17 protein-coding genes are annotated in these 23440 nt (G+C 68.8%); 11 read left to right on the top strand and 6 right to left on the bottom strand.

What is annotated here, in order from left to right; all coding sequences use genetic code 11:
* The first annotated feature begins 16 nt into the window (after positions 1-16).
* The 6 genes from ACIPYT_RS08870 (at position 17) to ACIPYT_RS08895 (ending at position 5915) form a co-directional block, all read left to right on the top strand.
* Positions 17-1255 carry an ADP-dependent glucokinase/phosphofructokinase gene (locus tag ACIPYT_RS08870; protein WP_401072690.1) on the top strand — a complete coding sequence of 413 codons (1239 nt, stop codon included), beginning with the start codon at positions 17-19 and terminating at the stop codon, positions 1253-1255.
* Positions 1252-2229: a class I mannose-6-phosphate isomerase gene (locus ACIPYT_RS08875; RefSeq protein WP_401072692.1), complete on the top strand. Its 978-nt coding sequence runs from the start codon at positions 1252-1254 to the stop codon at positions 2227-2229. The genes ACIPYT_RS08870 and ACIPYT_RS08875 overlap by 4 nt, the downstream gene beginning before the upstream one ends.
* Positions 2230-2270: 41 nt before the next feature.
* Positions 2271-2783, top strand: a complete 513-nt coding sequence (locus ACIPYT_RS08880; protein ID WP_401072694.1) for a DUF3817 domain-containing protein — start codon at positions 2271-2273, stop codon at positions 2781-2783.
* Positions 2780-4366: a glutamine-hydrolyzing GMP synthase gene (gene guaA, locus ACIPYT_RS08885; protein WP_401072696.1), complete on the top strand. Its 1587-nt coding sequence runs from the start codon at positions 2780-2782 to the stop codon at positions 4364-4366. Before ACIPYT_RS08880 ends, guaA begins: the two co-directional genes overlap by 4 nt.
* A 71-nt stretch (positions 4367-4437) precedes the next feature.
* The gene (locus ACIPYT_RS08890; RefSeq protein WP_401072699.1) at positions 4438-5376 is read left to right on the top strand and encodes an L-lactate dehydrogenase; all 939 of its coding nucleotides are present in this window, start codon (positions 4438-4440) and stop codon (positions 5374-5376) included.
* A 113-nt stretch (positions 5377-5489) separates the two neighbouring features.
* On the top strand, positions 5490-5915 hold the full coding sequence (locus ACIPYT_RS08895; protein WP_401072701.1) for a YciI family protein: 426 nt from the start codon (positions 5490-5492) through the stop codon (positions 5913-5915).
* Between the two features lie 41 nt (positions 5916-5956).
* Here ACIPYT_RS08895 and ACIPYT_RS08900 read toward each other — a convergent pair whose 3' ends face one another.
* Together ACIPYT_RS08900 and ACIPYT_RS08905 are read right to left on the bottom strand one after the other, a co-directional pair.
* Complete coding sequence (locus ACIPYT_RS08900; RefSeq protein WP_401072703.1) at positions 5957-8560, bottom strand: X2-like carbohydrate binding domain-containing protein; 2604 nt, start codon at positions 8558-8560, stop codon at positions 5957-5959.
* A 51-nt stretch (positions 8561-8611) separates the two neighbouring features.
* The gene (locus tag ACIPYT_RS08905) at positions 8612-10816 is read right to left on the bottom strand and encodes an alpha-galactosidase (protein WP_401072705.1); all 2205 of its coding nucleotides are present in this window, start codon (positions 10814-10816) and stop codon (positions 8612-8614) included.
* A 166-nt stretch (positions 10817-10982) separates the two neighbouring features.
* On the opposite strand from ACIPYT_RS08905, the gene ACIPYT_RS08910 reads away from it, so the two are divergent.
* Genes ACIPYT_RS08910 through ACIPYT_RS08920 form a run of 3 tightly spaced genes read left to right on the top strand, consistent with a single transcriptional unit; the run spans position 10983 to position 14610 of the window.
* Positions 10983-11957 carry an ABC transporter permease gene (locus tag ACIPYT_RS08910; protein WP_401072707.1) on the top strand — a complete coding sequence of 325 codons (975 nt, stop codon included), beginning with the start codon at positions 10983-10985 and terminating at the stop codon, positions 11955-11957.
* Complete coding sequence (locus ACIPYT_RS08915; protein ID WP_401072709.1) at positions 11954-12931, top strand: carbohydrate ABC transporter permease; 978 nt, start codon at positions 11954-11956, stop codon at positions 12929-12931. Before ACIPYT_RS08910 ends, ACIPYT_RS08915 begins: the two co-directional genes overlap by 4 nt.
* 50 nt (positions 12932-12981) lie before the next feature.
* Positions 12982-14610 carry an extracellular solute-binding protein gene (locus ACIPYT_RS08920; RefSeq protein ID WP_401072711.1) on the top strand — a complete coding sequence of 543 codons (1629 nt, stop codon included), beginning with the start codon at positions 12982-12984 and terminating at the stop codon, positions 14608-14610.
* Between the two features lie 60 nt (positions 14611-14670).
* Here ACIPYT_RS08920 and ACIPYT_RS08925 read toward each other — a convergent pair whose 3' ends face one another.
* From ACIPYT_RS08925 to ACIPYT_RS08940, 4 genes are all read right to left on the bottom strand, one after another.
* Positions 14671-15837: an ROK family protein gene (locus tag ACIPYT_RS08925; protein ID WP_401072713.1), complete on the bottom strand. Its 1167-nt coding sequence runs from the start codon at positions 15835-15837 to the stop codon at positions 14671-14673.
* Positions 15838-15859: 22 nt separating this feature from the next.
* On the bottom strand, positions 15860-16849 hold the full coding sequence (locus ACIPYT_RS08930) for an acetylxylan esterase (RefSeq protein WP_401072715.1): 990 nt from the start codon (positions 16847-16849) through the stop codon (positions 15860-15862).
* Positions 16833-19259, bottom strand: a complete 2427-nt coding sequence (locus ACIPYT_RS08935) for a glycosyl hydrolase family 95 catalytic domain-containing protein (protein WP_401072717.1) — start codon at positions 19257-19259, stop codon at positions 16833-16835. Before ACIPYT_RS08935 ends, ACIPYT_RS08930 begins: the two co-directional genes overlap by 17 nt.
* Positions 19260-19343: 84 nt before the next feature.
* A complete protein-coding gene (locus ACIPYT_RS08940) occupies positions 19344-20672 on the bottom strand; it encodes an alpha-L-fucosidase (RefSeq protein WP_401072719.1) in 1329 nt (442 codons plus the stop codon).
* Positions 20673-20757: 85 nt separating this feature from the next.
* Between ACIPYT_RS08940 and ACIPYT_RS08945 the strand changes: the two genes are divergently transcribed.
* Both ACIPYT_RS08945 and ACIPYT_RS08950 read left to right on the top strand, forming a co-directional pair.
* On the top strand, positions 20758-22107 hold the full coding sequence (locus ACIPYT_RS08945) for an alpha-L-fucosidase (protein WP_401072721.1): 1350 nt from the start codon (positions 20758-20760) through the stop codon (positions 22105-22107).
* 74 nt (positions 22108-22181) lie between these two features.
* Complete coding sequence (locus ACIPYT_RS08950; RefSeq protein ID WP_401072723.1) at positions 22182-23438, top strand: ABC transporter substrate-binding protein; 1257 nt, start codon at positions 22182-22184, stop codon at positions 23436-23438.
* Positions 23439-23440: the final 2 nt, after the last annotated feature.

Consider the following 23440-nt stretch of genomic DNA (forward strand, 5'->3'; position numbering starts at 1 on the left):
ACGGCAGACTCGGAGGATGATCGGCGACGTGGACAGGAAGCTCGTGCTCGGACTCGGCGGCACCGTCGACTACGAGCTCACGTGGGACTCGGCGGTGCTCGACCGGCTCGTCGGCGAGCACGGCGTGCGTCGACACGAGCTCACGACCACGGCGCCGATCGTCGACGAGCGGTCGCTGCTCGTCGCGATCGTGTCGTTCGTCGCGTCCGGGGCGGGCGCCGAGAGGTTCGTCGCCTCCTCGGCGGTGATCGAGGCGTTCGCCGCGCACTTCGACGTCACGGTGACGCTCGGCGGCACAGGAGTGCGGGCCGGGCTCGTGCTCGACGCCCTCGGCATACCGAGCGTGCAGCACCTCGTGAGCATCGACGACCACGTGCGGCGGCTGCTGCCGGCATCCCTCTCGTACATCTGCTCGGCCGCGGACGACACGCTCGACCCGCATCTCATCGTGCAGTATCCGGCGGGCGCGCACGTTCGTCTGACCGACGGCGACGTGATCTCGCCCGCCGCCAACAGGCTCATCTTCGCGAACGACCCTCCGAACAGGAACATGCTCCTCGCGGATGCGCTCGCCGGCGAGCTCGGCGACGCCGACGTGTTCCTCGTGTCGGGGTTCAACACGATGCAGGATCACGGCCTCCTGGAGCAGCGGCTGGCGACGCTGGAGGAGGCCATGCGGTCCCTCCCCGCGGATGCGCTCGTCTACTACGAGGACGCCGGGTTCTACTCGCGCCCGTACGCCGAGACGGTGCGGCAGCGGCTGCTCGACCGGATCGACGTCTACGGGATGAACGAGGACGAGCTGCAGGAGTACCTCGGCAGGCCCGTCGACCTCCTCGACCCGAGCGATGTGGTCGACGCGCTCACGGCGGTACGAGAGGTCATCCCGGCCGCGGCGCTCGTCGTGCACACCCGCTACTGGGCGATCGCGATCGGACCGGATGCCGCGCGTCACCGCATCGCTCTCGAGAGCGCCGTGCAGGTCGCCGCGACCCGCTACCGCGTCGGCGATCGCCTCACCGCCGCGGACGTCGTCGAGACGGCATCCGGCGATCGTCACGCCGCGGGTCGCGCGCTGGTCGAGGAGGTGGAGGCCCGTATCGAGGGCTCCGTCGGCGTGGCGGCGTTCGCGATCGACGTCGCGATGCCCACCACGATCGGGCTCGGCGACACGTTCGTGGGCGGCTTCCTCGCCGGAGCCGTCAGACCGGAGACCCTCGGGCGACACCTCGCTCGGCGGGAGGAGACCGTATGAACCCCGTGATGCTGTCGTCCAATCGCCCGCCCGAGCGGTTCTACCGCGGGGGAGCGCGCATCAGCGCCTTCCGGGGAGAGGTGCGCGACGCCCCGCGCGAACCCGAGGACTGGGTGGGTTCGGTCACGACCGTGAACGGCGATCCCGCTCTCGGGCTCACCCATCTGCCCGATGGGCGGTTGCTGCGCGACGCGATCGCCGCCGACCCGGTCGCATGGCTCGGTGAAGAGCACGTGCGTCGCTGGGGCGACGACACACGACTGCTCGTGAAGCTGTTGGATGCCGGGCAGCGCCTGCCCGTGCACGCGCACCCGCACGACGACTTCGCCGCGACGCACCTCGGTCGCGCGCACGGCAAGGCCGAGGCCTGGTACATCCTGCAGGGCGGCACAGTGCACGTCGGACTGACGCGTGACGTGCAACCTGCCGAACTCGCCGGCCTCGTCGAGAAGCAGGACGTCGACGGTCTGCTCGCGCTGCTGCACGAGATCGAGGTCGCCCCGGGCGACGTCGTGTGGGTGCCGCCGGGGGAGCTGCACGCGATCGGCGCCGGCATCCTGCTGCTCGAGCTGCAGCAGCCGGAGGACCTCTCGATCCTGCTGGAGTGGCAGGACTTCGCGATCGACGGCCCGGCGCTCGGCCACCTCGGCCTCGGTTTCGATCTCGCGCTCTCCGCGGTGAACACCCGCGGCCGCACGGCGGAGGCGATGAGCGACCTCGTGCGCCCCGCCCCGGCATCCGGTTCGGCGTTCCCCGCGGCGGCCGACGAGTACTTCCGGCTCGAACGGATGCCGGTCGACGGCGAGGCCGTCGTGGATGCCGGATTCGCGATCGTCGTCGTCAGTTCCGGCGAGATCATGCTGGGGGAGGATCGGGTGTCGGCCGGTGCGACTCTCCTCGTGCCGCAAGGGGCGGGGGAGCTCGCGGCGAGCGGCGTCGGCGAGCTGCTCGTGGCGCGCCCGCCCGCGCCCTGAGGCCGGATCGGGCGCTGCGCCGCGCCGACTAGACTGGGGACATGCCCGAACCGAAAGTCGCCAGCTTTCCGGCGATCCGTGGCGCGCTGAAGTTCTACCAGGTCGCGTCGATCATCACGGGAGTCATGCTGCTCCTGCTGCTCGCCGAGATGGTGCTGAAGTACACGCCGATCCACCTCGAGCTCTTCGCCGGAGGATCGGGCGGGCCGCTCTGGTTCGCCGGCGTGCTCGCGGGGGCCGACTGCCAGTGGTGGTCGCTCTTCGCGCCGATGACGAACTCCTGCGAGATGACCTCTCTGGGCGACGGCTTCAACCTGTCGCTGTTCATCCTCGTCGCACACGGCTGGTTCTACGTCGTCTACCTGTTCGCGTGCTTCCGCGTGTGGAGTCTGATGCGGTGGCCGTTCCCGCGGTTCATCCTCCTCGCGCTCGGCGGTGTCATCCCGCTGCTGTCGTTCTTCATGGAAGCGATCGTCGCCCGTGAAGTGAAGACCTATCTCGCCACCCGCGAGGCCGCCGAGGCCTCCGCCCCTGCCACGGAAGGTGTCCGTTGACCGAACAGTCCGAGACCCAGCAGCGCCCTGCGCTCGTCGTCGACTTCGGCGCGCAGTACGCGCAGCTGATCGCCCGTCGCGTCCGTGAAGCGGGCGTCTACAGCGAGATCGTGCCGCACACGGCCACGGCGGCGGAGATCGCCGAGAAGAACCCGGTCGCGATCATCCTCTCCGGCGGACCCTCGTCGGTGTACGAGGAGGGCGCACCGCGCCTCGATCCCGCGGTGTTCGAGCTCGGCGTCCCGACCCTCGGCATCTGCTACGGCTTCCAGTACATGGCCCAGACCCTGGGCGGCGAGGTCGCGAACACCGGCCTGCGCGAGTACGGCGCGACGGATGCCGTCATCTCCGGCGACGGCGGCACGCTGCTCGGCGGCCAGCCGGCCGAGCAGAACGTCTGGATGAGCCACGGCGACCAGGTCGCCACGGCCCCCGAGGGCTTCGAGGTCCTTGCGACCACGAGCGCCACCAAGGTCGCGGCGTTCGCCGACGAGCGGCGCCGTTTCTACGGCGTGCAGTGGCACCCCGAGGTCAAGCACTCCGACCACGGCCAGCGCGTGCTCGAGAACTTCCTGCACAAGGGCGCGGGCCTCGCATCCGACTGGAACAGCGACAACGTGATCGCCGAGCAGGTCGAGCGCATCCGCGAGCAGGTGGGCGATGCCCGCGTCATCTCCGCGCTCTCCGGAGGCGTCGACTCCGCCGTCTCCACGGCCCTCGTGCACAAGGCCATCGGCGACCAGCTGACCGCCGTGTTCGTCGACCACGGCCTCCTACGCAAGGGCGAGCGCGAGCAGGTCGAGAAGGACTACGTCGAGTCGACGGGCGTGCGCCTGATCACGGTCGACGCGGCCGACACGTTCCTCGGCCACCTCGCCGGTGTCACCGACCCCGAGGAGAAGCGCAAGATCATCGGCCGCGAGTTCATCCGCGCGTTCGAGAAGGTGCAGCTCGACCTCGTCGCCGAGGCGAAGGCCGACGGCGGCGCCCCGGTGAAGTTCCTCGTGCAGGGCACCCTGTACCCCGACGTCGTGGAGTCGGGCGGCGGCGCTGGCACCGCGAACATCAAGTCGCACCACAACGTGGGCGGGCTGCCCGACGACCTCGACTTCGAGCTCATCGAGCCGCTGCGCGCCCTGTTCAAGGACGAGGTGCGGGCGATCGGCCGCGAGCTCGGCATCCCCGAGGCGATCGTCGGCCGCCAGCCCTTTCCGGGGCCCGGTCTCGGCATCCGGATCATCGGTGAGGTCACCGCTGACCGTCTCGAGATCCTGCGTGAGGCCGACGCCATCGCCCGTGAGGAGCTGACCAAGGCAGGACTCGACCAGGAGATCTGGCAGTGCCCGGTCGTGCTGCTCGCCGACGTCCGCTCGGTGGGCGTGCAGGGCGACGGTCGCACCTACGGCCACCCGATCGTGCTGCGTCCCGTGTCGAGTGAAGACGCGATGACCGCCGACTGGACGCGTCTGCCGTACGACGTGCTGTCGAAGATCTCCAACCGCATCACGAACAGCGTGCGCGACGTCAACCGCGTGGTGCTCGACGTGACCTCCAAGCCGCCGGGGACCATCGAGTGGGAGTAAGCGGTTGAAAGGGCGCGGATCTTCGGATCCGCGCCCTTTCGCGTACCGGTCGGAGTCGGCATCATGGCCTCATGACCTCTGCGCGGACGAAGCTCACGGTGATCGGTGCGGGAAGCGTGGGGGTGAGCGTTGCCTACGCCGCGCTCATCCGGGGGAGTGCGGCCGAGGTCGCGCTCTACGACATCGCGACCGCGAAGGTGGATGCCGAGGTGCTCGACCTGTCGCACGGCACGCAGTTCACGGCTGCGGCGGTGAGCGGCGGCTCGGATCTGTCGGTCGTCGACGGCAGCGACGTCGTGGTGGTCACGGCCGGCGCGAAGCAGCAGCCCGGCCAGACCCGGATGGAGCTCGCCAGCACGAACGCCCGGCTCTTGGAGCGCCTGATGCCGCAGCTGGTGGAGCGCGCGCCCTCGGCCGTGTTCCTGATCGTCACGAATCCGGCCGATGTCATGACCGTCGTCGCACAGCGCGTCACGGGACTGCCCCCGCACCGGGTGTTCGGCTCGGGTACGGTGCTCGACACCTCGCGGCTGCGGTGGCGTCTGGCGCACCGCGCCCAGGTGAGCACGGCGAGCGTGCACGCCGACATCGTGGGCGAGCACGGTGACACGGAGTTCCCGCTGTGGTCGAACGCGACGATCGGGTCGGTGCCGATCCTCGATTGGCCCGCCGACGAGCCGTTCACGACCGAGGAGCTCGACCGCATCGCGATCGAGGTGCGGGACGCCGCGTACACCGTGATCCAGGGCAAGGGCGCGACGAACCTGGCGATCGGTGTGAGCTGCGCGCGCATCGCCGAGGCCGTGCTGCGCGACGAACGAGCGGTTATGCCCGTCGCGACCGTGCTCGACGGGGAGTACGGCATCCACGGGGTGGCGCTGTCGGTACCGTCGGTGGTGGGTGCCGAGGGTGCCGCGCCGCTCGGCGAGACGCCCATGGACGACCGCGAACTCGGTCTGCTCCGCGCCTCCGCCGACGCGATCCGCACGGCCGTGGACGCGCTCGGCTGAGCGTCCGGAGAAGAATCTCGAAGAAGTTCGCGGGCGATGTCGATCTCCGTCGTTCCCGTTCGACGTCTTCAATGAGAGGGTCGAATCACGGCCCCACCGAACAGGAGAACATCATGAAGTACATGCTGATCATGCGCGCGACCGACGAGGCCGTCGAGGCGTACAAGGACATGCCCTTCGAGCAGGTCATCGAGGCGATGGGGAAGTACAACGAGTCGATGATCAAGGCCGGAGTGCTCGCGGCGGGCGAGGGCCTGACCGACGCGGCCGAGGGCTTCGTGGTCGACTTCAGCGCCGAGACGCCGCTCATCACCGATGGCCCCTACGGAGAGACCAAGGAGCTGTTCAACGGCTTCTGGATCCTCGAGGTGTCGAGCCGCGAGGAGGCCGCCGAGTGGGCGAGCCGTGCACCGCTCGGACCGGGGTCGTTCCTCGAGGTGCGTCGCGTGACCGACGCCTCGGACTTCCCCGCCGACAACGAGTGGATCCAGAAGGAAGAGGGCTGGCGCGAGGAGCAGGCGCAGCGCGCCCAGCAGTGAGTCGGCGGGGGCGCGCACCGATGGTGCACGCCCCGGCTCGATCACCCCGCTTTCTTGACTGTGTAGGTGAAGACGTCGGAGCGCAGCACGTCTCCGGAGGTCTTCACGATCTTCACCGTGTGCTCGACGTCCTTCAACCCGGCGGCTGTGAACAGCTCCTGCGATGTGAGTCGCGCCGTCGAGCTCGTGTCGACCGTCGCGACCTTCTTGTCGTCCAAGAACACGTCGACCGTCCCCTGATCGGGGGACTTCGGTCCGATCCACGAGACCGCCGTGCCTCGGAAGGTGAACGACACGCTGTCACCGTCCGTTGCGGTGGCGTGCACATCGTCCAGATGGTCACCCGTGAAGGCGAAGTCGAGAACAGCCTCGCCGACGGGCAGCGTGCCCAGGTACGCGGACGAGAGCGTGACCGTCGAACCAGACAGCGTGTAGTCGGTGTCGCGGACCAACGGCTCCCCGCTCACGCTGATCGACTCGAGGGCGCTCGGGTCGCGGAGCACGTCCACGGTGACGTCGGCCGGCTCGGCCTTGTTGAAGGCCCCCGATGTCGTGCTCAGCTGACTGTCGAGCGTGACCACGAGCTTGTCGAGGAGCATGAACGACCCGGACTTCTTCACCGCACGGAAGGTGTGGCTCCCGCTCGGCAGATCGGACACGCTGTACGCGACCTGCTGCGACAGCCGACCGTCCTCGGGGGCACGATAGGTGCTCACGGTGTCGACGAGTTGGCCGTCGAGGTAGATCTCGACGTCGCCCTGGGACTCGTGCAGCTCGGTGACGTATTGGATGCCGGTGCCCTGGAAGGTGTACTCGAAGGCGGCTCCGTTGGCTTCCGCGTAGTGGACGTCGTCGCCGTGGTCACCGTTTCCGCGGTTGTTGCTGTATCCCCACGAGCCGCTGTACGCGATGCGCGAGTCATCGTCGTTCAGCGTCACGGTGAGGCCGGTGGAAGGAGGCGTCGGGGTGCCTCCGCCCGGGGCGTCCGTGACTGCGACCGTGAACGGCTGCGAGGTCGCGGGAGTCTCGTAGCCGCCGTTGCGCGCCCAGTCCCCGTCGTAGGCGACGCGGAGTGCGTCGTCGTTCACCGTCACCACGGAGTTCTTGGTCGGCGTCACCTTGAGCAGGCGCACACCGTGGATCGGAACGCCCTCGGCCGTGAAGCCGCCGTCGGCGGTGCCGAGGTTCTTGCCCGCCCAGAGATCGCGGACCTTCGCAGACCCGCCGAGGCCGATGTCGGCCCAGTCCACCGTGATGTCGGCATCCGTCCGACCCAGGTTGTAGAGGGCGACCGTGTAGGTCCCGTCGCGGTTCAGCGCGTACCAGACCTGGTGCTTCGTCGCCGTCGCCGTCGACACGGGGCGGGCGGGTATCCCGGCCTGGTTGACGGCGATGACCTCCTTGTTGGTGAGGAGGTCGAGACCGTACTCATCGAGGTCGGTCAGATCGTCCCCCACGTAGAACGGAGCAGCTGCGGTCGCCCAGAGCGTCGCCGCCGTGCGCCGTTCGTCCTTCGTGAGCCCGTCCATCTTGCCGTTGCCCACGTTGAGCGAATCGAGATCATTCCATCCGGCCGGGCCGCCGTGGCGCCACCAGTCGGACAGGCGCGGGAAGAGTCGTGAGACGGTCTCCCAGCTCACCAGTGCCTCGTCGCCGCAGTAGCACTCGACGTCCCAGTCGATGCGCCATCCGTCGGCGTACTGCTTCCAGTAATCGGCGTAGCCGATGTCGACGGCCCAGGACAGCTCGAACCAGATGTCATTGCGCTCGAGGGCCTTCGACCACGCGGCGACCTCCTCGCGGGCGTCCATCGACAGATCGCTCACACCGGAGCCCGGGGTCACGCTGTCGAACTTGATGAAGTCGACGCCCCACTCGCCGAGGAGATCGGCGATCGAGTCGATGTACTTCTCGGCGCACGGATTGTCGAAGTCGATCCGGTAGCCGTACCCCCAGTAGTCGCCCTGCTGAAGGGGCTGCTTGAGCAGGTTCTCGGTGGTGCATCCGGGAGCGCCGTACACCGGCAGTGCCTTCTGCGCCGTCTCGAGGCTCATCCCGGGGATCAGGTAGAGACCCACCTTCTGTCCGTTGGCGTGCACGTGGTCGATCACGGCGTCGAGGCCATCGGGGAACAGGGTCGTGCTGGGGATCGGGCGACCGTACTCGTCTTGTCCGCCGTTCCATCCGGCGTCGATGTTGATGTACTCATATCCGTACTTCTGCAGCTTCTCGTGCATGGCGTCGGACTGCGACATGATCTGGTCCGCCGTGATCCACTGGCCGCCGGCGTACACCTGCATGCTGTAGCTGCTCCAGCCCATGTACGGGCCGTCTGCGGACAGCTCGGAGACGCCGTCGTCCGAGGACATCCGACGGGCGTCCTTCGCGACACCGCTGTCCGCACTCTCGTCGGGCGTCGGCGCGGGTGTCGTCTCGTCGGGCGTCGGGGTTGGCGTGGGTGCTGTCTCGTCGGGAGTCGGGGTCGGCGTGGGTGCCGCGGTCTCCGTGGGTGCCGCTGTGGGCGTCGGATCCGGGTCGGCCACTTCGGCCCAGGACATGCCGGGCGCGAGGCTCAGGGCGAGCGCCGTCGCGGCGAGCGCCGCCGTCACCGACGCCGCCCTCTTCCTCTGGCGATGGGTCTTCATTGCGTTCCTCTCGTTCGACTGCTCTGTCGGGGATGGGGAGGGCATGCGTGCTCAGTCGTCGACTCGCTGCACGTGCAGGAGCATGGCCTGTTGCGGGTTGAGTGTGGGCAGGGGGACGCCGGCGGTGACGAGGACCGTGCCGGGGAGATCGAATCCTCCAGCGGCGGCGCGCGCCACCCAGGCGGGATCGTCGCCCTGGTGACGGCTGGCCGCGCCGAGTTCCTCGCGGATCGTCACGCGGTAGTGCGCACGGGGGTCGAGCCCCGGAAAGCCGACGCGACCGCATTGGCCGGGTGCCGAGGTCGTGACGCGGCTCCACGTGAACAGCGCCGACGAGCCGTCCTGCGCGACCAGGCCTGTGAGAGCCGTCGCCTCGTCAGCGAGGTCGGCGTTCACGACGCGTCCGCTGTGGAGCAGCGACCGGAACTCGCGGTACATCGTCGCCCAGCGTCCGATCGCTGAGAGCTCCTCGTCGTCGACCGCCGTGAGATCCTGCTCGATGCCGGCGTGCGCCGTGAGGGCGGTGGCGAGGCGGAACGACAGGTCGGTGGTGCGCCCCGTCGTGTGCGAGCGCGCAGCGCCCAGGTGCGAGCCGACGAGCTCGGGCGGGATGAGCGCTCGCGTCCACCGCTCGATCTGCACCCGCTCGACAGGATCGTTGCAGTCCGAGGCCCACACGCGGTCGGTGCGGTCGAGGATGCCGAGGTCGATGCGTCCTCCGCCGCCGGAGCAGGTCTCGATCTCCAGGGACGGATGCCGGCGCCGCAGCTCGTCGAGCAGACGGTACAGCGCCGCGGTCTGCCGGTGGACGCTGGGACGGTCGCCGTCCGCGCCGCGGCTGACGGCCTCGAGCAGGTCGCGGTTGTGGTCCCATTTGAGGTAGTCGATCGCATGCTCGCGCACGAGCGCGTCGATGCGCTCGAGCAGGTAGTCGTAGGCTTCCGGGCGGGCGATGTCGAGGACGTACTGCGACCGTGACTCCGGCCCGAGTCCTTCGGCGGGGCCGAGCACCCAGTCGGGGTGGGCACGGGCAAGGTCGGAGTCGAGGTTGATCATCTCGGGCTCGAACCACAGGCCGAACTGCATCCCGTGTCCGCGCACGAGGTCGACGAGCGGGGTGAGCCCGTCGGGCCACACCTCCTCGTCGACGAACCAGTCGCCGAGTCCGGCATCCGCTTCCCGCCGTCCGCGGAACCAGCCGTCGTCGAGCACGATGCGCTCGACCCCGACGGTGGCGGCGCGTTCGACGAGCGCGGTGAGCCTCGGCATGTCGTGGTCGAAGTAGACCGCCTCCCACGTGTTGAGCACGAGCGGGCGAGGTGAGCGCGGGTGCGTGGCGCGGCTGCGGAGCCGGCGATGCAGTCGATCGCTGACCTCGTCGAGTCCGTGGCCGGACCAGACGAAGACGACGGTCGGTGCGTCGTATCGTTCCCCGTCGGCGAGGATGATCTCGCCCGAGTGCAGCGCTTCGCCGGCGCCGAGCACGCCCGAGAATGCCCCGGCTCCCTCAGTGAGCCGTTCGGCGAGATAGCGCTGCTCGCCGCTCCAGGCGAGGTGCACCGCCCACACCTCGCCGTGGCCGAAGCCGAAGCCCGGGGTGCCGACGGCGACGAGGAAGGGCGAATCATGCCCCGGTTTGCCGCGGTGCGCCGCACGCAGGTGGGTGCCGAAGCCGAACGGCGTCCGCTGGGGGGCTCGCTCGCGGCACCACTTGCCCGTGAAGTCGAGGATCTCGGCGGCGCGCTCCGGCAGGGGCAGCAGCGCGAGCGCGCCGTCGAGCGTGTAGGGCGCGTCGCCGTGACGCGGGCTGAGCGCGGCGTCCCTGATCACGGAGGTGTCGACGGAGAGCACGCCGTGTGCGTCGAGGCGGTAGGTGAGCCGAGTGCGCAACCCCGTGACAGCGTCCTCGAACTCGAGGCGGATGGTTCCGCCGGATCCGTCGCTCGCGACCACATCGTGCGACACCAGGCGCGGGTGCGGGGTCGTGGCCCTGCCCTGCGCGTTGCCCGCGAGGGCAGCGGTCCCCGACCAGCCTTCGTGCTCGGTGGGAAGCACCGAGAACGAGCGAGGTACGTCGGGGGAGTTGTTGAGCTGGGCGGGTCCTGCGGTGAGCAGGAGGGCGGAGGCCGAGTCGGCGTCGAGGATGCCGAGATCGCCGCCCCAATGCAGGATGCGCGGAATCGGGTCGACGATCTCGAGGACGAAGGAGACGCCTAAGGCGCGGAGTGCGACGACGGCGTCGGCACGGGAAGTCATGGGGATGCAGACCCTCCGGTAGTTACTTAACAACGTCAATAAATCACGTTCAACGGAGGTGCGCAAGCATCCTCTGGAAATCCGTCGGGTGAAACTCGCCGTTTACTTTTCACCGATGCCGTGATTTTATTACGTCGTAAAGTAACCCTGCCCTTGGAGGGCGATCATGACGCTCAGAGCTGAGCACACACTCCCGACGGAGGTCTCGACGCCGAGTCCCCGACCTGCCGCCCGACGGTCACGATTCGCGCGCAGCCTGCGCCGGTACTGGCAGCTCTACCTGCTGCTCCTCATCCCCATCATCTGGTTCATCGTGTTCCGCTATGTGCCGATGGCCAACGCCGTGATCGCGTTCAAGAACTACAACCCGATCGACGGCGTGTGGGGGAGCCCCTGGGTGGGGTTCGATAACTTCGCCGCGCTGTTCCGCAATCCGGTGTTCCCCCGCCTGGTCGGGAACACGTTCATCCTCGCGGCCTACACGCTCATCGCGAGTTTCCCCCTGCCGATCATCCTCGCGCTCGCGCTCAACGAGGTCCGGCTGCGGTTCTTCTCCCGCACGGTCCAGCTCGTGACCTATGCGCCGTACTTCATCTCCACGGTCGTGGTGGTGTCGATGACGATCCTGCTGCTGTCCCCTCGGGTCGGTCTCCTCGGTCGCACCTTCAGCTTCTTCGGCGCGGGGCAGGTCGATCTCCTCGCCGACGCGGATTTCTTCCGGCACATCTACGTCGCGACCGACATCTGGACCACGACGGGATACTCCGCGGTGATCTACCTCGCTGCGCTCGCCTCGGTCGACACGTCGCTGTACGAGGCGGCCAAGATCGACGGCGCCTCCCGGTTGCAGAAGATCTGGAACGTCGACATCCCGGCTCTGCTGCCGACAGCGTCCATCATCCTCATCCTCGGCGTCGGCAACATCATGGCGATCGGCTTCGAGAAGGCCTTCCTGCTGCAGAACGCGCTCAACCTGTCGACGTCGGAGATCATCCCGACCTACGTCTACAAGACCGGCATCCTGAACGCCAACTTCAGCCTCGGCGCGACCATCGGCCTGTTCAACGCGGTGATCAGTCTCGTGCTGCTCCTCGTGGTCAACACGGTCTCCAAGCGAGTGACGGGAAACGGACTGTGGTGACCACGATTAATTCCGAGGCTCCTCTCACCGAGGAGATCGTCGTCGCGAAGACCGAGAGGTGGCGTCGGCGGCGTGATCCGCTCACGCGCGGCGTGAAGGTCAGGGAGACGAGGGCGGACCGGGTGTTCGTCGTCGCCGCCTACATCCTGTTGTCGGTCTTCCTCCTCGTCGTGCTGCTGCCGCTGCTGAACATCGTCGCGAGCTCGCTCTCGAGCCCGCAGGCGGTCTCGGCTGGGCGCGTCTTGTTCTGGCCCGTGGACTTCACGTTCCGGGGCTACGCCGAGGCGCTCGGGAACCCCGCCATCCTCCGCGGCTTCGGCAACTCGATCTTCTACACGGTTGTCGGCACTCTCATCAGCGTGGTCGGGACGGTCGCCGTCGCGTACCCGCTCTCGCGGACACAGCTCTTCGGTCGCAAGGTGATCACGGGCGGCGTCGTCTTCACGATGCTCTTCAGCGGCGGAGTCATACCCATGTACTTGGTCGTACAGTCGCTCGGACTGCTCGACACCCGCTGGTCGATGCTGCTGCCGAACGCGATCGGCGTGTGGCAGGTCATCATCGCGATCGTCTACTTCCGCTCAGCGGTCCCGGACGAGGTCTATGAGGCCGCGCAGCTCGACGGCGCCTCCGAGCTGCGGATCCTCTGGACGATCGTGCTGCCGCTCGCGAAGCCGTTGATCGCCGTGATCGCGCTCATGTACGCGATCATGCAGTGGAACTCGTACTTCGACGCCCTCCTATACCTGCGCGACGCGGATCTGCAGCCTCTGCAGCTGGTCCTCCGGGGCCTGCTGATCCTCAACGACTCGGGCGGCGGCGGAGACGTCGTCGAGCAGCTGCGCCGCAGGGAGCTCGCCGATCTGCTCCGTTACTCCACCGTGGTCATCGCGACCATCCCCATGCTCGTGGCCTACCCGTTCGTCGCGAAGTACTTCAGCAAGGGGATCATGGTCGGCGCCGTCAAGGGCTGACCCCCACAGACCCACCGCAACACCATCAACCGGGCAAAGGAGATTCCGGAATGACACACAGCATCATCCGCGGAGCGGCGGCCATCGGCGTGCTCGCTTTGGCGACGGGCGCCCTGGCCGCCTGTACCTCGGCGAGCGACGACAACGGTCAGCTCGTCGCGTTCGGGCCACAGGGCGACAACGGCTCTCTGGCGGACAACCAGTTCACCCAGCTGCTCGAGAAGAAGTTCGACATCGACTTCGACTGGCAGACGACGACCTACGACGGCAGCGTCGCGGGGGAGAAGCGCCAGGTCTCGCTCGCGAGCGGCGACTACCCCGACGCATACTTCCTCGTGCCGTGGGTCGATGCGTTCTCGCGCAGCGAGATCCTCAAGTACGGGCAGCAGGGCGTGCTCGTGCCGCTCGAGGACCTCATCGACGAGTACGCTCCGAACCTCAAGGAGCGCTTCGAGGAGAAGCCCGACTGGGAGCAGTCGGTCACGGCGCCCGACGGTCACATCTACGCGATCACCCAGTGGACGGAGTGCTTCCACTGCAGCTATCCCTCGAAGCTCTGGGTCAACAGCACCTGGCTCGACAAGCTCGGACTCTCGCAGCCGACGAACACCGAGGAGCTGCGGGAGATGCTCCGGGCCTTCAAGAACGACGATCCGAACGGCAACGGCAAGGCCGACGAGGTCGCGCTCAGCGCGTCGGCATCGGAGCCGGTGATCAACTACTTCATGAACGCGTTCGCGTACGCCCCGTACGGCAGCCCCTCGAGCCCGCCCCCGATGGTCATGGACGACGGCAAGGTCACGATGTCGGCGACGTCCGACGGGTGGCGCGCAGGTCTGCAGTACATCGCCTCCCTCGCTGACGAGGGGCTCATCGACACGGCGTCGTTCACCCAGAACGGCAACGCGCTGCGAGCGCTGGGCGACAACGCCGACGCGGAGATCCTCGGCGCGGCCGCGGTGCTGCACCCCTATGAGATCGTGACGGCGGACTCCCCGGACGGCCGCGACACGCATTACGACGCGCTCGCGCCGATCAAGGGTCCGGACGGCACGCAGTTCGCCACCTACCGGTCCCCGGTCAGCCCTCTCGGCATGTTCGCCCTCACGAACAAGTCGACGGAGGAGGAGCGCATCAAGGCGATCAAGGTCATCGACTACCTCGTCACGGATGAGGGAGATCGCCTGGGCGCGATGGGTCCCGAGGGTGAGGCCTGGGTGCCCGCGGAGGACGGCGACGTGGCGCTCGACCCCGAGCTGGAGCCGACCTTCACGCCGCTCACCTACGACGAGACGTCGAACGCGTCCTGGCGGTCGATGGGTCAGTACTGGGACTCGCTCGAGTACCGCAACTCGCAGGTGGTGCCCGAGGACGTCTACAGCCCCGACGGCTACGAGCGTCGTCTGCTCGAGGCGACGAACCTGTACGAGCCGTTCGCTCCCGACGAGGACCTCCTTTTCCCGGACGCGAAGCTCTGGCCCGACCCCGACACGTCCGCGGAGATCGCGGACCTGCAGACGAACATCGCGACCTACGTCACGCAGGCGCAGGCGGAGTTCGTCACGGGTCAGCGGGACATCGACGACGACGGTGCATGGCAGTCCTACCTCGACGACCTGTCGGGACTCGGACTCGAGCGTTACCTGGAGCTTCAGCAGAAGCTGTACGACGCACTCTGAGCGCGGGAGCCGATGCGCGGGATGGGACTTCTCATCCCGCGCATCGCCGCGTACCGGACCTCACCGGACGAGCGATTGGATGGCTGCGGCTGCGGCACCTCGCGCCCAGTCCTCGAAGGTGTGGGGCCGGGTGACGATCCGGCACTTCGCCGCCGCGCCGAACGCGTGGGACTCGAAGGCGTCACGCAGCGTCTTCTCGAACAGGTCGAAGTTCGACACGCCCTCCCCGCCGATGATCACGACCTCGGGACCGGTGAGATTCACCAGCGTCGCGATGGCGGTGCCGATCAGGCGGGCTGCTTCGCGGAAGGCTGCCTCCGCTCTCGGCTCGCCGGCATGAGCGAGCTCGACGGCCTCGGTGATCGTGACGGGACGCCCGATGGCCGACGACAGAGCCGATTCGATGGCCGGCGTCGCCGCCGCGGCCTCGACGCATCCTCGTCGCCCGCAGGGGCAGACCAGTGCCGGATCGGCGAGCGGGAGATGTCCGATCTCGCCGGCGACGCCGAAGGCTCCGCTGACGACCTCGCCGTTGAGGTGGAGGCCGCTGCCGATGCCGCGTCCGATGGTCACGATGGCGAAGGATGCCGTGCCGAGGCCCACTCCGAACCAGTGCTCGCCGATCGTGAGGGCGTGGACGTCGTTCTCCAGCGTCACCGGCCACGGCACGCGCTGCGCGAGCAAGTCGCCGAAGGGGACGTCGGCCCAGCCCATGATGTTCGACTCCCGGACCATGCCGGTGGACGTGTCGACGTCGCCGGACACCGACACGCCGATGCCCGCGATCGCGGCGACGCCGTCTCCCAGCTCGCGTGCGAGGTGGTCCGCCACCTCGACGATGGCATCGAGGACGGAGTACGGATCGTCCGCCGCGAGGGCCAGACGCCGACTGGCGAGGATCGTGGTGCCGAGGTCGGTCGCGACCGCGATCACCTCGTCGACGTTGACCTTGACGCCGATCATCACCATCGACTCGCGCACGATCGACACCGGGCTCACGGGACGCCCGGGGGTGCCGTCGCGATGCGATGCCGGCGGCGCGTCGACCAGTCCTGCGGCGACGAGAGGTGCGACGGCCTTCGTGACGGCGGCCTGGGAGAGACCGGTCTGGCGCGCGATGTCGATCCGACTGATGGGGCTCCTGGTGAGGATCGCCTCGAAGACCCGCGATCCGGCATGAGACGCCGAGCGGATGAGAGTCGTGCGCGCGGCGGTGTCCTGATCCATCAGATCCTTCGGTTCGTGTCGGCTATCGTAGCGAATCCGACGTGCTCGGCGAGGGAGCGCGCGCGGCGAGGTGCAGGGCCGCGAACTCCAGCGCGTTCTCCTCGTCGAGATCACCGCCGGCCTCGTGCCCGTTGTACGGCCACAGCACGACCGTCTTCGGCCCTCCGTACGCGTGGAAGGCGGGGAGCACGGTCGCGGGCGGGGCGATGCCGTCGAGCATCCCGGTGCTCAGCAGCGCCGGCGCCGTCGCGCGCTTGGCGTGGTTCACTCCGTCGAAGTACCGCAGGGTGTCGAGGGCGGCGGCCGCGTCACCGCGTCGATCGGCGAAGTACTGGGTGAGGAGCGCGTACGGATGCTCGACGCTCAGGGTGGCCGCCCGGTCGAGCTCGCAGAGGAACGGCGCCTGGATGACGGCCACCGCGAGGTCGGGAACGAGGCCGGCGATCGCCAGCGCGATGCCGCCGCCCTGGCTGGCGCCGACGACCCCCACGCGGGCGGCGTCGACGAGATCGAGCGATCTCACCGCGTCGACGGCTCGCACGGCGTCGGCGTAGACCCGCCGGTAGTAATACTCCTGAGGTGACCGAAGCCCGCGAGTGAGGAACCCTCCCGCCGACGGACCGCCGTCGGCGTGGTCGTCGTCGGTGTCGCCGTGCCCCTGGCCGCGGGCATCGACCACGAGGTGCGCGTAGCCCGCCGCCGCCCAGCGGAGATCGCGCAGTGCGTGCCCTCGTCCGTTGCCGTAGCCGAAGAACTGCACCATGCCGGGCAGCGGCCCGTCCGTGCCGTGGGGCACGCGCAACCACGCTCGGATCTCGGTGCCGCCGTACCCGCGGAAGCGCACGTCGAAGACGTCGACCTGCGTGAGCCGGGTGGGATGCGGGATCAGAGTCAGGTCGAGCGGCAGGCTCCGGGTCTGCGCGATCGTGTCGGACCAGAACGCGTCGAAGTCCTCGGGCTCTGTCTGGGTGGTCAGCGCATCGACGACGGAGATCTCACCGTGCACGCGCATCCTCCGCCCGGTCCGAGTCCTCCGCCGCCGGGGCCGCGGGGACGTCGACGGTGCGCCCGGCCGGGACGTCGATCCGCATCACCCGGTCGTCCACGCGCACTCGAGCAGATCGGTCCTCGGTCCCGGGGTTGTGCAGAGCGGCCGCTGCGACGCGGTCGCTCGACCACGACAGGTCCAGCAGCAGTCCGGTGCGGACGGCGATGCCGCGCACCTCGCCTTCGTGCCACGACGCGGGCAGCGCGGGCAGCAGGTGCACCTCGCCCGCGTGGCTCTGCACGACCATCTCCGTGATGGCCGCGGGGAAGCCGAGGTTGCCGTCGATCTGGAACGGCGGGTGCGTGCTGAAGAGGTTCGGCAGCAGTCCGCCCCACTCCGAACCGTCGACGGGTCCGTGCCGGGAGGCGTCGCCGTCGAAAGGGGTCAGAGCCTCGTCGAGGAGGGCTTCCGCGCGGTCGCCCTGACGCGCGCGGGCACGGAGTGCGATCTTCCACGCCCACGACCAGCCCATGGCGCCCGGTCCTCTGGCGTCGAGGAAGCGGATGGCGGCGTCGAGGAGCTGCGGGGTGCCCTCCGGTGTGATGCTGTCGAGGGGGTAGAGGCCGACGACGGGGGAGAGGTGGCGGTGCAGCGGCTCGTGCTCGCGCACCTCCGCGCCCCACTCCAGAATCCGCCCGTCGCCGCCGATCGCCAGCGGCGCGAGCCTGTCGCGGGCGCTGCGCACCTCGGCTTCGAGAGCATCGTCGATCCCGAGGTCGTGCATCGCGCAGAGCGCGCGCACGAACAGCGCGTCGATGAGGGCGAGGTCGGAGGCGGACGCGTGACCCAGGGGGGTCGGGAGACCGTCACTCGCGACGTAGGAGTTCTCGGGGGAGGTCGAGGGGGAGGTGCGCAGGAGACCGTCCTCGTCCTCGACGAGCCAGTCGAGGCAGAACTCCGTCGCACCGCGCAGGAGCGGCCAGATCCGTGTCCGCAGCAGCTCGCGGTCGCCGCCGAACGCGTAGGTGTCCCAGAGGTTGTGGGTGAGCCAGACGCCGCCCATCATCCAGATCGCCCAGCTCGCGGCGCCCCTGCCGTTCCCGACCGGGAGCGCCCACCCCCAGATGTCGCTGTTGTGATGCGCGACCCATCCGCGCGCGCCGTACAGCTCGCGTGCGACATCGCGGCCCGTGACGGCCATGCGTTCCACGAGCGCCAGCAAAGGCTCGACGACGTCGATGTCGTGCACCACGGGTGCCGCCCAGTAGTTCATCTGGGTGTTGATGTTGATCGTGTAGTTCGACGACCAGGCCGGGCGCAGCTCGGCGTTCCAGATCCCCTGGAGGTTCGCCGGAGGGCTGCCGGCGCGCGAGCTCGACGCAAGGAGATAGGAGCCGTACTCCGCGGCCACCGTGGCGCGGAGCTGCGGATCGTCGCCCCGGAGGACGTCGCGATCCACGCTCCATGAGCCTCCACGCCGACCGCCGATCGCGAATCGCGCCCTGGTCGCACGTCGCCGGTCGGCGACGTGCTCGGCGAACAGCTGCGCGGGGAGGCGCACCGCAGTAGTCGCTCGCTTCGTGGCGCGATCCCGGATCGCCTCGCGTGAGGCGGTCCGCCAGTCCCCGTCGGCGTCGACCCACCACGACTCGGCGCGTGACGATGTGGACAGGGCGATCAGCAGTCGGCGGGCTCCACGGACGGCGACGCGCCCGGCGGCGCTGTCGATGTCGCCGTCGGAGTCGACAGCCGCCACGACGGCGGCGTAGGCGTCGAACGCCCCGGGGTCGGAGTCCCCGTCGGCGTAGCGGTGCGGCGGGTCGATCGTCTGCTCGTGCAGGGGCGCCCCGTCGATCGGGACGTCGACGTCGAGTGCGATGAGATCGGGCAGGGCGACGGATCGTCCGCGCAAGGGTGTCGAGAGCTCGACGGTGACGTCGAACGTGTCGTCCGAGGTCATCTCGATCAGAACCGCCTGCGCGGGGGCGGACACCCACGAACGCCGATGCACCGTGCCTCGTGGAGAGCGCAGGTCCTCGATCACGCACGCGTCGTCGAGATCGAGCGTGCGTGCGGGGACGACCGGCACGCCGTCGACGATCTCGACGCGGAGGTCTGCGAGGGGGAGGAACTCCTGCGAGTACGGGCCCTCGAAGGCCATGAGGAGCTCTTCCGCGTCTCGCACGTCGCCGACGTGCAGCGCTTGGCGCACCTGGGCGAGGCGCTCGGGGCCCGCGCCGCGACCGGTCACCGCTCGGAGGGCCTCGGCGGGGCCGTCGGGTGTACCCGACCAGACGGTCGAGTCGTTGAGCCGATAGAGCCCGGACGCGCCTCCGAACGCCATCGCGCCGATGCGCCCGTTGCCGAGCGGAGTCGCCTCATCCCAGCGGGTGGCCGGAGCGTCCCAGGTCAAGCGCAGGTTGTCGTCCATCATCGCACTCCGGTGTGATCGGTTCAGGGGCATCCATAGCGTAGGAAGAATTAATTGCCGCTGTCAAGTAACCGCGATCCGGCCACGTCACGACCGCGGCTGCACGGAGATCGCGACCGTGGAGCCGTGCCCCTCCGCATCGACCAGGATCGTCCCGTGTGCACGCTCTGCATGCACGCGCCGATCGCCGATCCGCGCGGTCGTCTCGTCGAGCACTCCGTCGGGATCCGGCAATGCGATCGGACGATCCGCGTCGACGATGGCGTGCACTCCCTCGTCGGTGCGCGTCCACCGGAGCCAGGGATCGTCGCTGGCGCGCAGGCGTGGTTCCGGCACGGCGCCGAACACCGCGTGACCGTGCGTGCGGTTCCACCCGCTGAGACCCTCCAGTGTGCGTCGCTGATCGTCGGGAATGCGCCCCGAGGCCTCGAGGCCGATGTTGAGGAGCAGATTCCCGCCTCTCGACACCACGTCCGCGAGAAGGCGCACCGCGTCGTCGGCCGACAGGAGGTGCTCGGGACCCTCGTTGCGGTTGTGCCCGAACGAGAGGCCGATGCCGCGGCAGTTCTCCCACGCGTCGCCGACCTCGACGGCCGTGCCGTGCACGTACTCGCTGGTGCGGAAGTCCCAGTGCGATTCCCCCCACCGATCGTTCACCACGCCGTCGGGCACCGCGTCGTAGAAGGTGCCGAACGCGTGCGCCAGGCTCTTGGGTCCCGGTTCGATCCCGGCCTGCGGCCAGCGGATGTCGCCCCAGAGGATGTCGGGGCGGTAGCGCTCGATGAGGTCGATCACGTGGTCGTGCGCGTACTCGGCGTACGCGAGGTCGTCGGGAGCCGGAGCGTCGTCGCGGTCGATGGGCGGCAGATCGGAGAAGTGCCAGTCGAGTCCGCCGGAGTAGTAGACGCCGAACCGGAGGCCCCGGGCGCGGGTGGCGTCGGCGAACGCGGCGACGAGGTCGCGCTGCGGTCCGCGGGCGACGGTGTTGCGCCCGTCGGTGGCAGGCGCATCCCACAGGGTCACGCCGTCGTGGTGCTTGGCGGTGGGGATGAAGTAGCCGGCGCCCGTCGCGGCGACGACGGCGAGCACCTCGTCGGCGTCGAATTCCTCGGCCTTCCACTGGTCGAGGAAGTCGTCGTAGGGCGTCCCGCCGTGCACCTCCTGCTGGTGCTGCTGTGCGGGCGAACCTTCGATGCGGATCGTGTTGGCGTACCACTCGGCATAGGGGTTGTGTGCGTACCACTCCTCGCGCGGCACAGCTCCGAGCTCGCCCGTCGGCTCGGCCCAGGCGGGCACCGAGTACGGCCCCCAGTGCACGAAGATCCCCAGCGCGGAGCCGCGGAACCACTCGGGCAGCGGGCGCTCGAACGCGCGGTACTGCGCGGGGCGAACAGGATCGGTCTTGAACATGGCCATCGTCGGCACCTTTCGTCACATCCTTGTGAAGAGCTTCTGTTATCAGCTATCCTATAGGAAATCTGGAACTCGACGAGGAGCTTCAATGACACTGGCAGACTTCCGACGCCCCACCGCTCCGATCCCTGGCGGTGAGTGGTTCAGCGGCGCGGGCTTCGGCATCTTCGTGCACTGGGATCAGGCATCCCAGCAGGGCATCGAGATCTCCTGGCCGCTCGTCGGCCGCTCGATCATCCCGGGCGTGGATGCCGTCGACGATGCGGTGACCGTGGCCGAGTACCAGGCCACGGCGCCCACCTTCGACCCGCAGAGCTGGGATGCCGCGGACCTGGCCCGCCGGGCGAAGGCGGCCGGCGCCACATACGTCGTCTTCACCGCGCGCCACCACGCCGGATACAACATGTTCTTCACGGAGCAATCCGACTTCGGCGTCGAGCACGGACCCTTCGGTCGCGACATCACCCGAGAGTTCGTCGACGCCGTGCGCGCCGAGGGCCTCAAGGTCGGGATCTACTACAGCCTCCCCGACTGGAACCACCCCGACTATCCGGCGTTCCGCGACGATGATCTCCCATACAAGCTCGAGCACTGGCCCGCGGCGGGGATGCCCGAGTTCGCCGACACTCCGGATGCCACCGACCGTCACCGCCGCTCCAGCCCCGAGGAGTGGGCGCGCTACCTCGAGTACGTGAGGGCTCAACTGACCGAACTGCTCACGAACTACGGCACGATCGATCTGCTCTGGTTCGACGGAGACTGGGAGCGCTCGGCAGCGGAGTGGACCGCCCCGGGTCTGCGTCGCCTGATAAAGGAGCTGCAGCCCGATGTCGTGATCAACGACCGGCTGCCCGGGCAGGGCGACTACCGCACGCCCGAACAGGGCTTCCCTCTCACCGTGCCGACCGGGCCGTGGGAGCTGTGCCTCACGATCGGCGACCACTGGGCCTGGCGCAAGCAGCTCGACAACGAGAAGTCCGCGCGCTCGCTGCTGGTGACCCTCATCGACGTGGTTGACCGCGGCGGCAACCTGCTGCTCAACGTCGGTCCCGGCCCTGACGGCACCCTGCCCGAGATCGAGAACGAGCGCCTGCAGGAGTTCGCCGATTGGATGCAGGCGCACGCCGAGTCCGTGATCGGCGTGCAGCCCACGCAGGGCATCGACTTCCACGGTCCGATCACCGCCCGCGAGGGACGCCTCTACCTGCACCTCACCGCGATCCCGGTCGACGAGATCATAGTGCGCGGCCTGCCGGTGCGGCGGATCACCCGCGTGCACCGCCTCGCCGACGGCCTCGAACTGCAGCACGACGCCAGCTTCGAGGTGCACGAGGCCTCGACCGCCGGCGACGACTCCGGCGAGCTGCGCATCGTCGCCCCGGCATCCGGCAGCGGCGCCCTCATCGACGTCATCGCCATCGACTTCTCCACCGAGTGACACCCGAGTAACCCGAGCAGTACCCCTCATCAGCAACGCATCAGTCGCAGCATCCAATGAAGGAGGCAGTCAGCATGAATGCAGTCTCGAACCGGCGCGCCACGCGCCTCGTCCTCACCGGCGTCGCCGGCCTCAGCGCCCTCGCTCTCGCGGGGTGCGCCAGCGGCGCGGGCGGAGGCGGCGGCGAGGCCGGCGGCCCGCTCGTGCTTTACACCTGGGCCGCCAGCGAAGGCGATCAGGCACAGTGGGCCGATTTCATCGACGGAGCGAAGGCCGAGGATCCCGACCTCGACATCTCGGTCGAGGGACCGAGCTTCTCCGACTACTGGACCAAGGTGAAGACCCGCCTGTCGGGGGCGAATCCGCCCTGCCTGCTCACGACCCAGGCTGCCCGTGCACAGGAGCTCGGCGACCTGCTCATGCCGCTCGACGACCTGATCGAGAAGAGCGGCTTCGACATCGAGAACATCGACGAGTCGATGCTCAGCGGCATGACGGTCGACGGCACGATCCGTGCGATCCCCTACGACGCCGAGCCCATCGTGCTGTTCTACAACGTCGAGGCGTTCCAGGCCGCCGGTCTCGACCTGCCAGGAGCGACCTACACGCGCGAGCAGTTCGTGTCGGATGCCAAAGCGCTGACCGACGGTGACAAGAAGGGCCTCGCGCTCGCGCCCGGCATCTTCATCCCGAACGCGTGGTCGCTCGCCGACGGCGTGCCCGCGGTCACGGAGGACGGCGAGCTCGACCTCCAGAACCCGGAATTCGTCGACCAGATCCAGAGCTTTTTCGACCTCGTCGCGGTCGATGGTGTCGCGAAGGCCCCCGAGGCTGCCGACGGCTCCGAGGTCTCGCAGCAGGCGTTCACGAGCGGCGAGGTGCCGATGCTCATCGAGGGTCCGTGGATGTACGGCAGCTTCGCGGATGCCGCGGACTTCACCCTCGGCGTCTCGATCGTGCCGTCGACCAGCGGCGAGACGGCGGCGATGACCGCGGGCTCGGGTTTCGGCATCGCCGCGAACTGCGAGCGTCCGGATGAGGCCTTCGCCGCTATCGAGGCATTGACCTCGCTGTCGGTGCAGGAGAAGCAGGCCGAGGCGCGAGGCATCGTGCCCGCGCGTATCGAGGCGCTCCCGGCCTGGGCCGAGGGCAAGACGGAAGGATCGTCGGAGGTCGTCGAGGCGCTGCTCTCGAACGCGACGCCCCAGCGCACCACCCCGACCTGGAACCAGGTCGAGACCCTCATGACGCAGTACGGAGTGCAGGGGTACCGGGGTGAGCTGACGGCCGAGGAGATCATGGAGACGATCACGAACTCGGTGGGCGGCTGAGC

The organism is Microbacterium sp. NPDC089695 (genome assembly GCF_044749085.1).
In the GTDB taxonomy this organism is placed as follows: domain Bacteria; phylum Actinomycetota; class Actinomycetes; order Actinomycetales; family Microbacteriaceae; genus Microbacterium.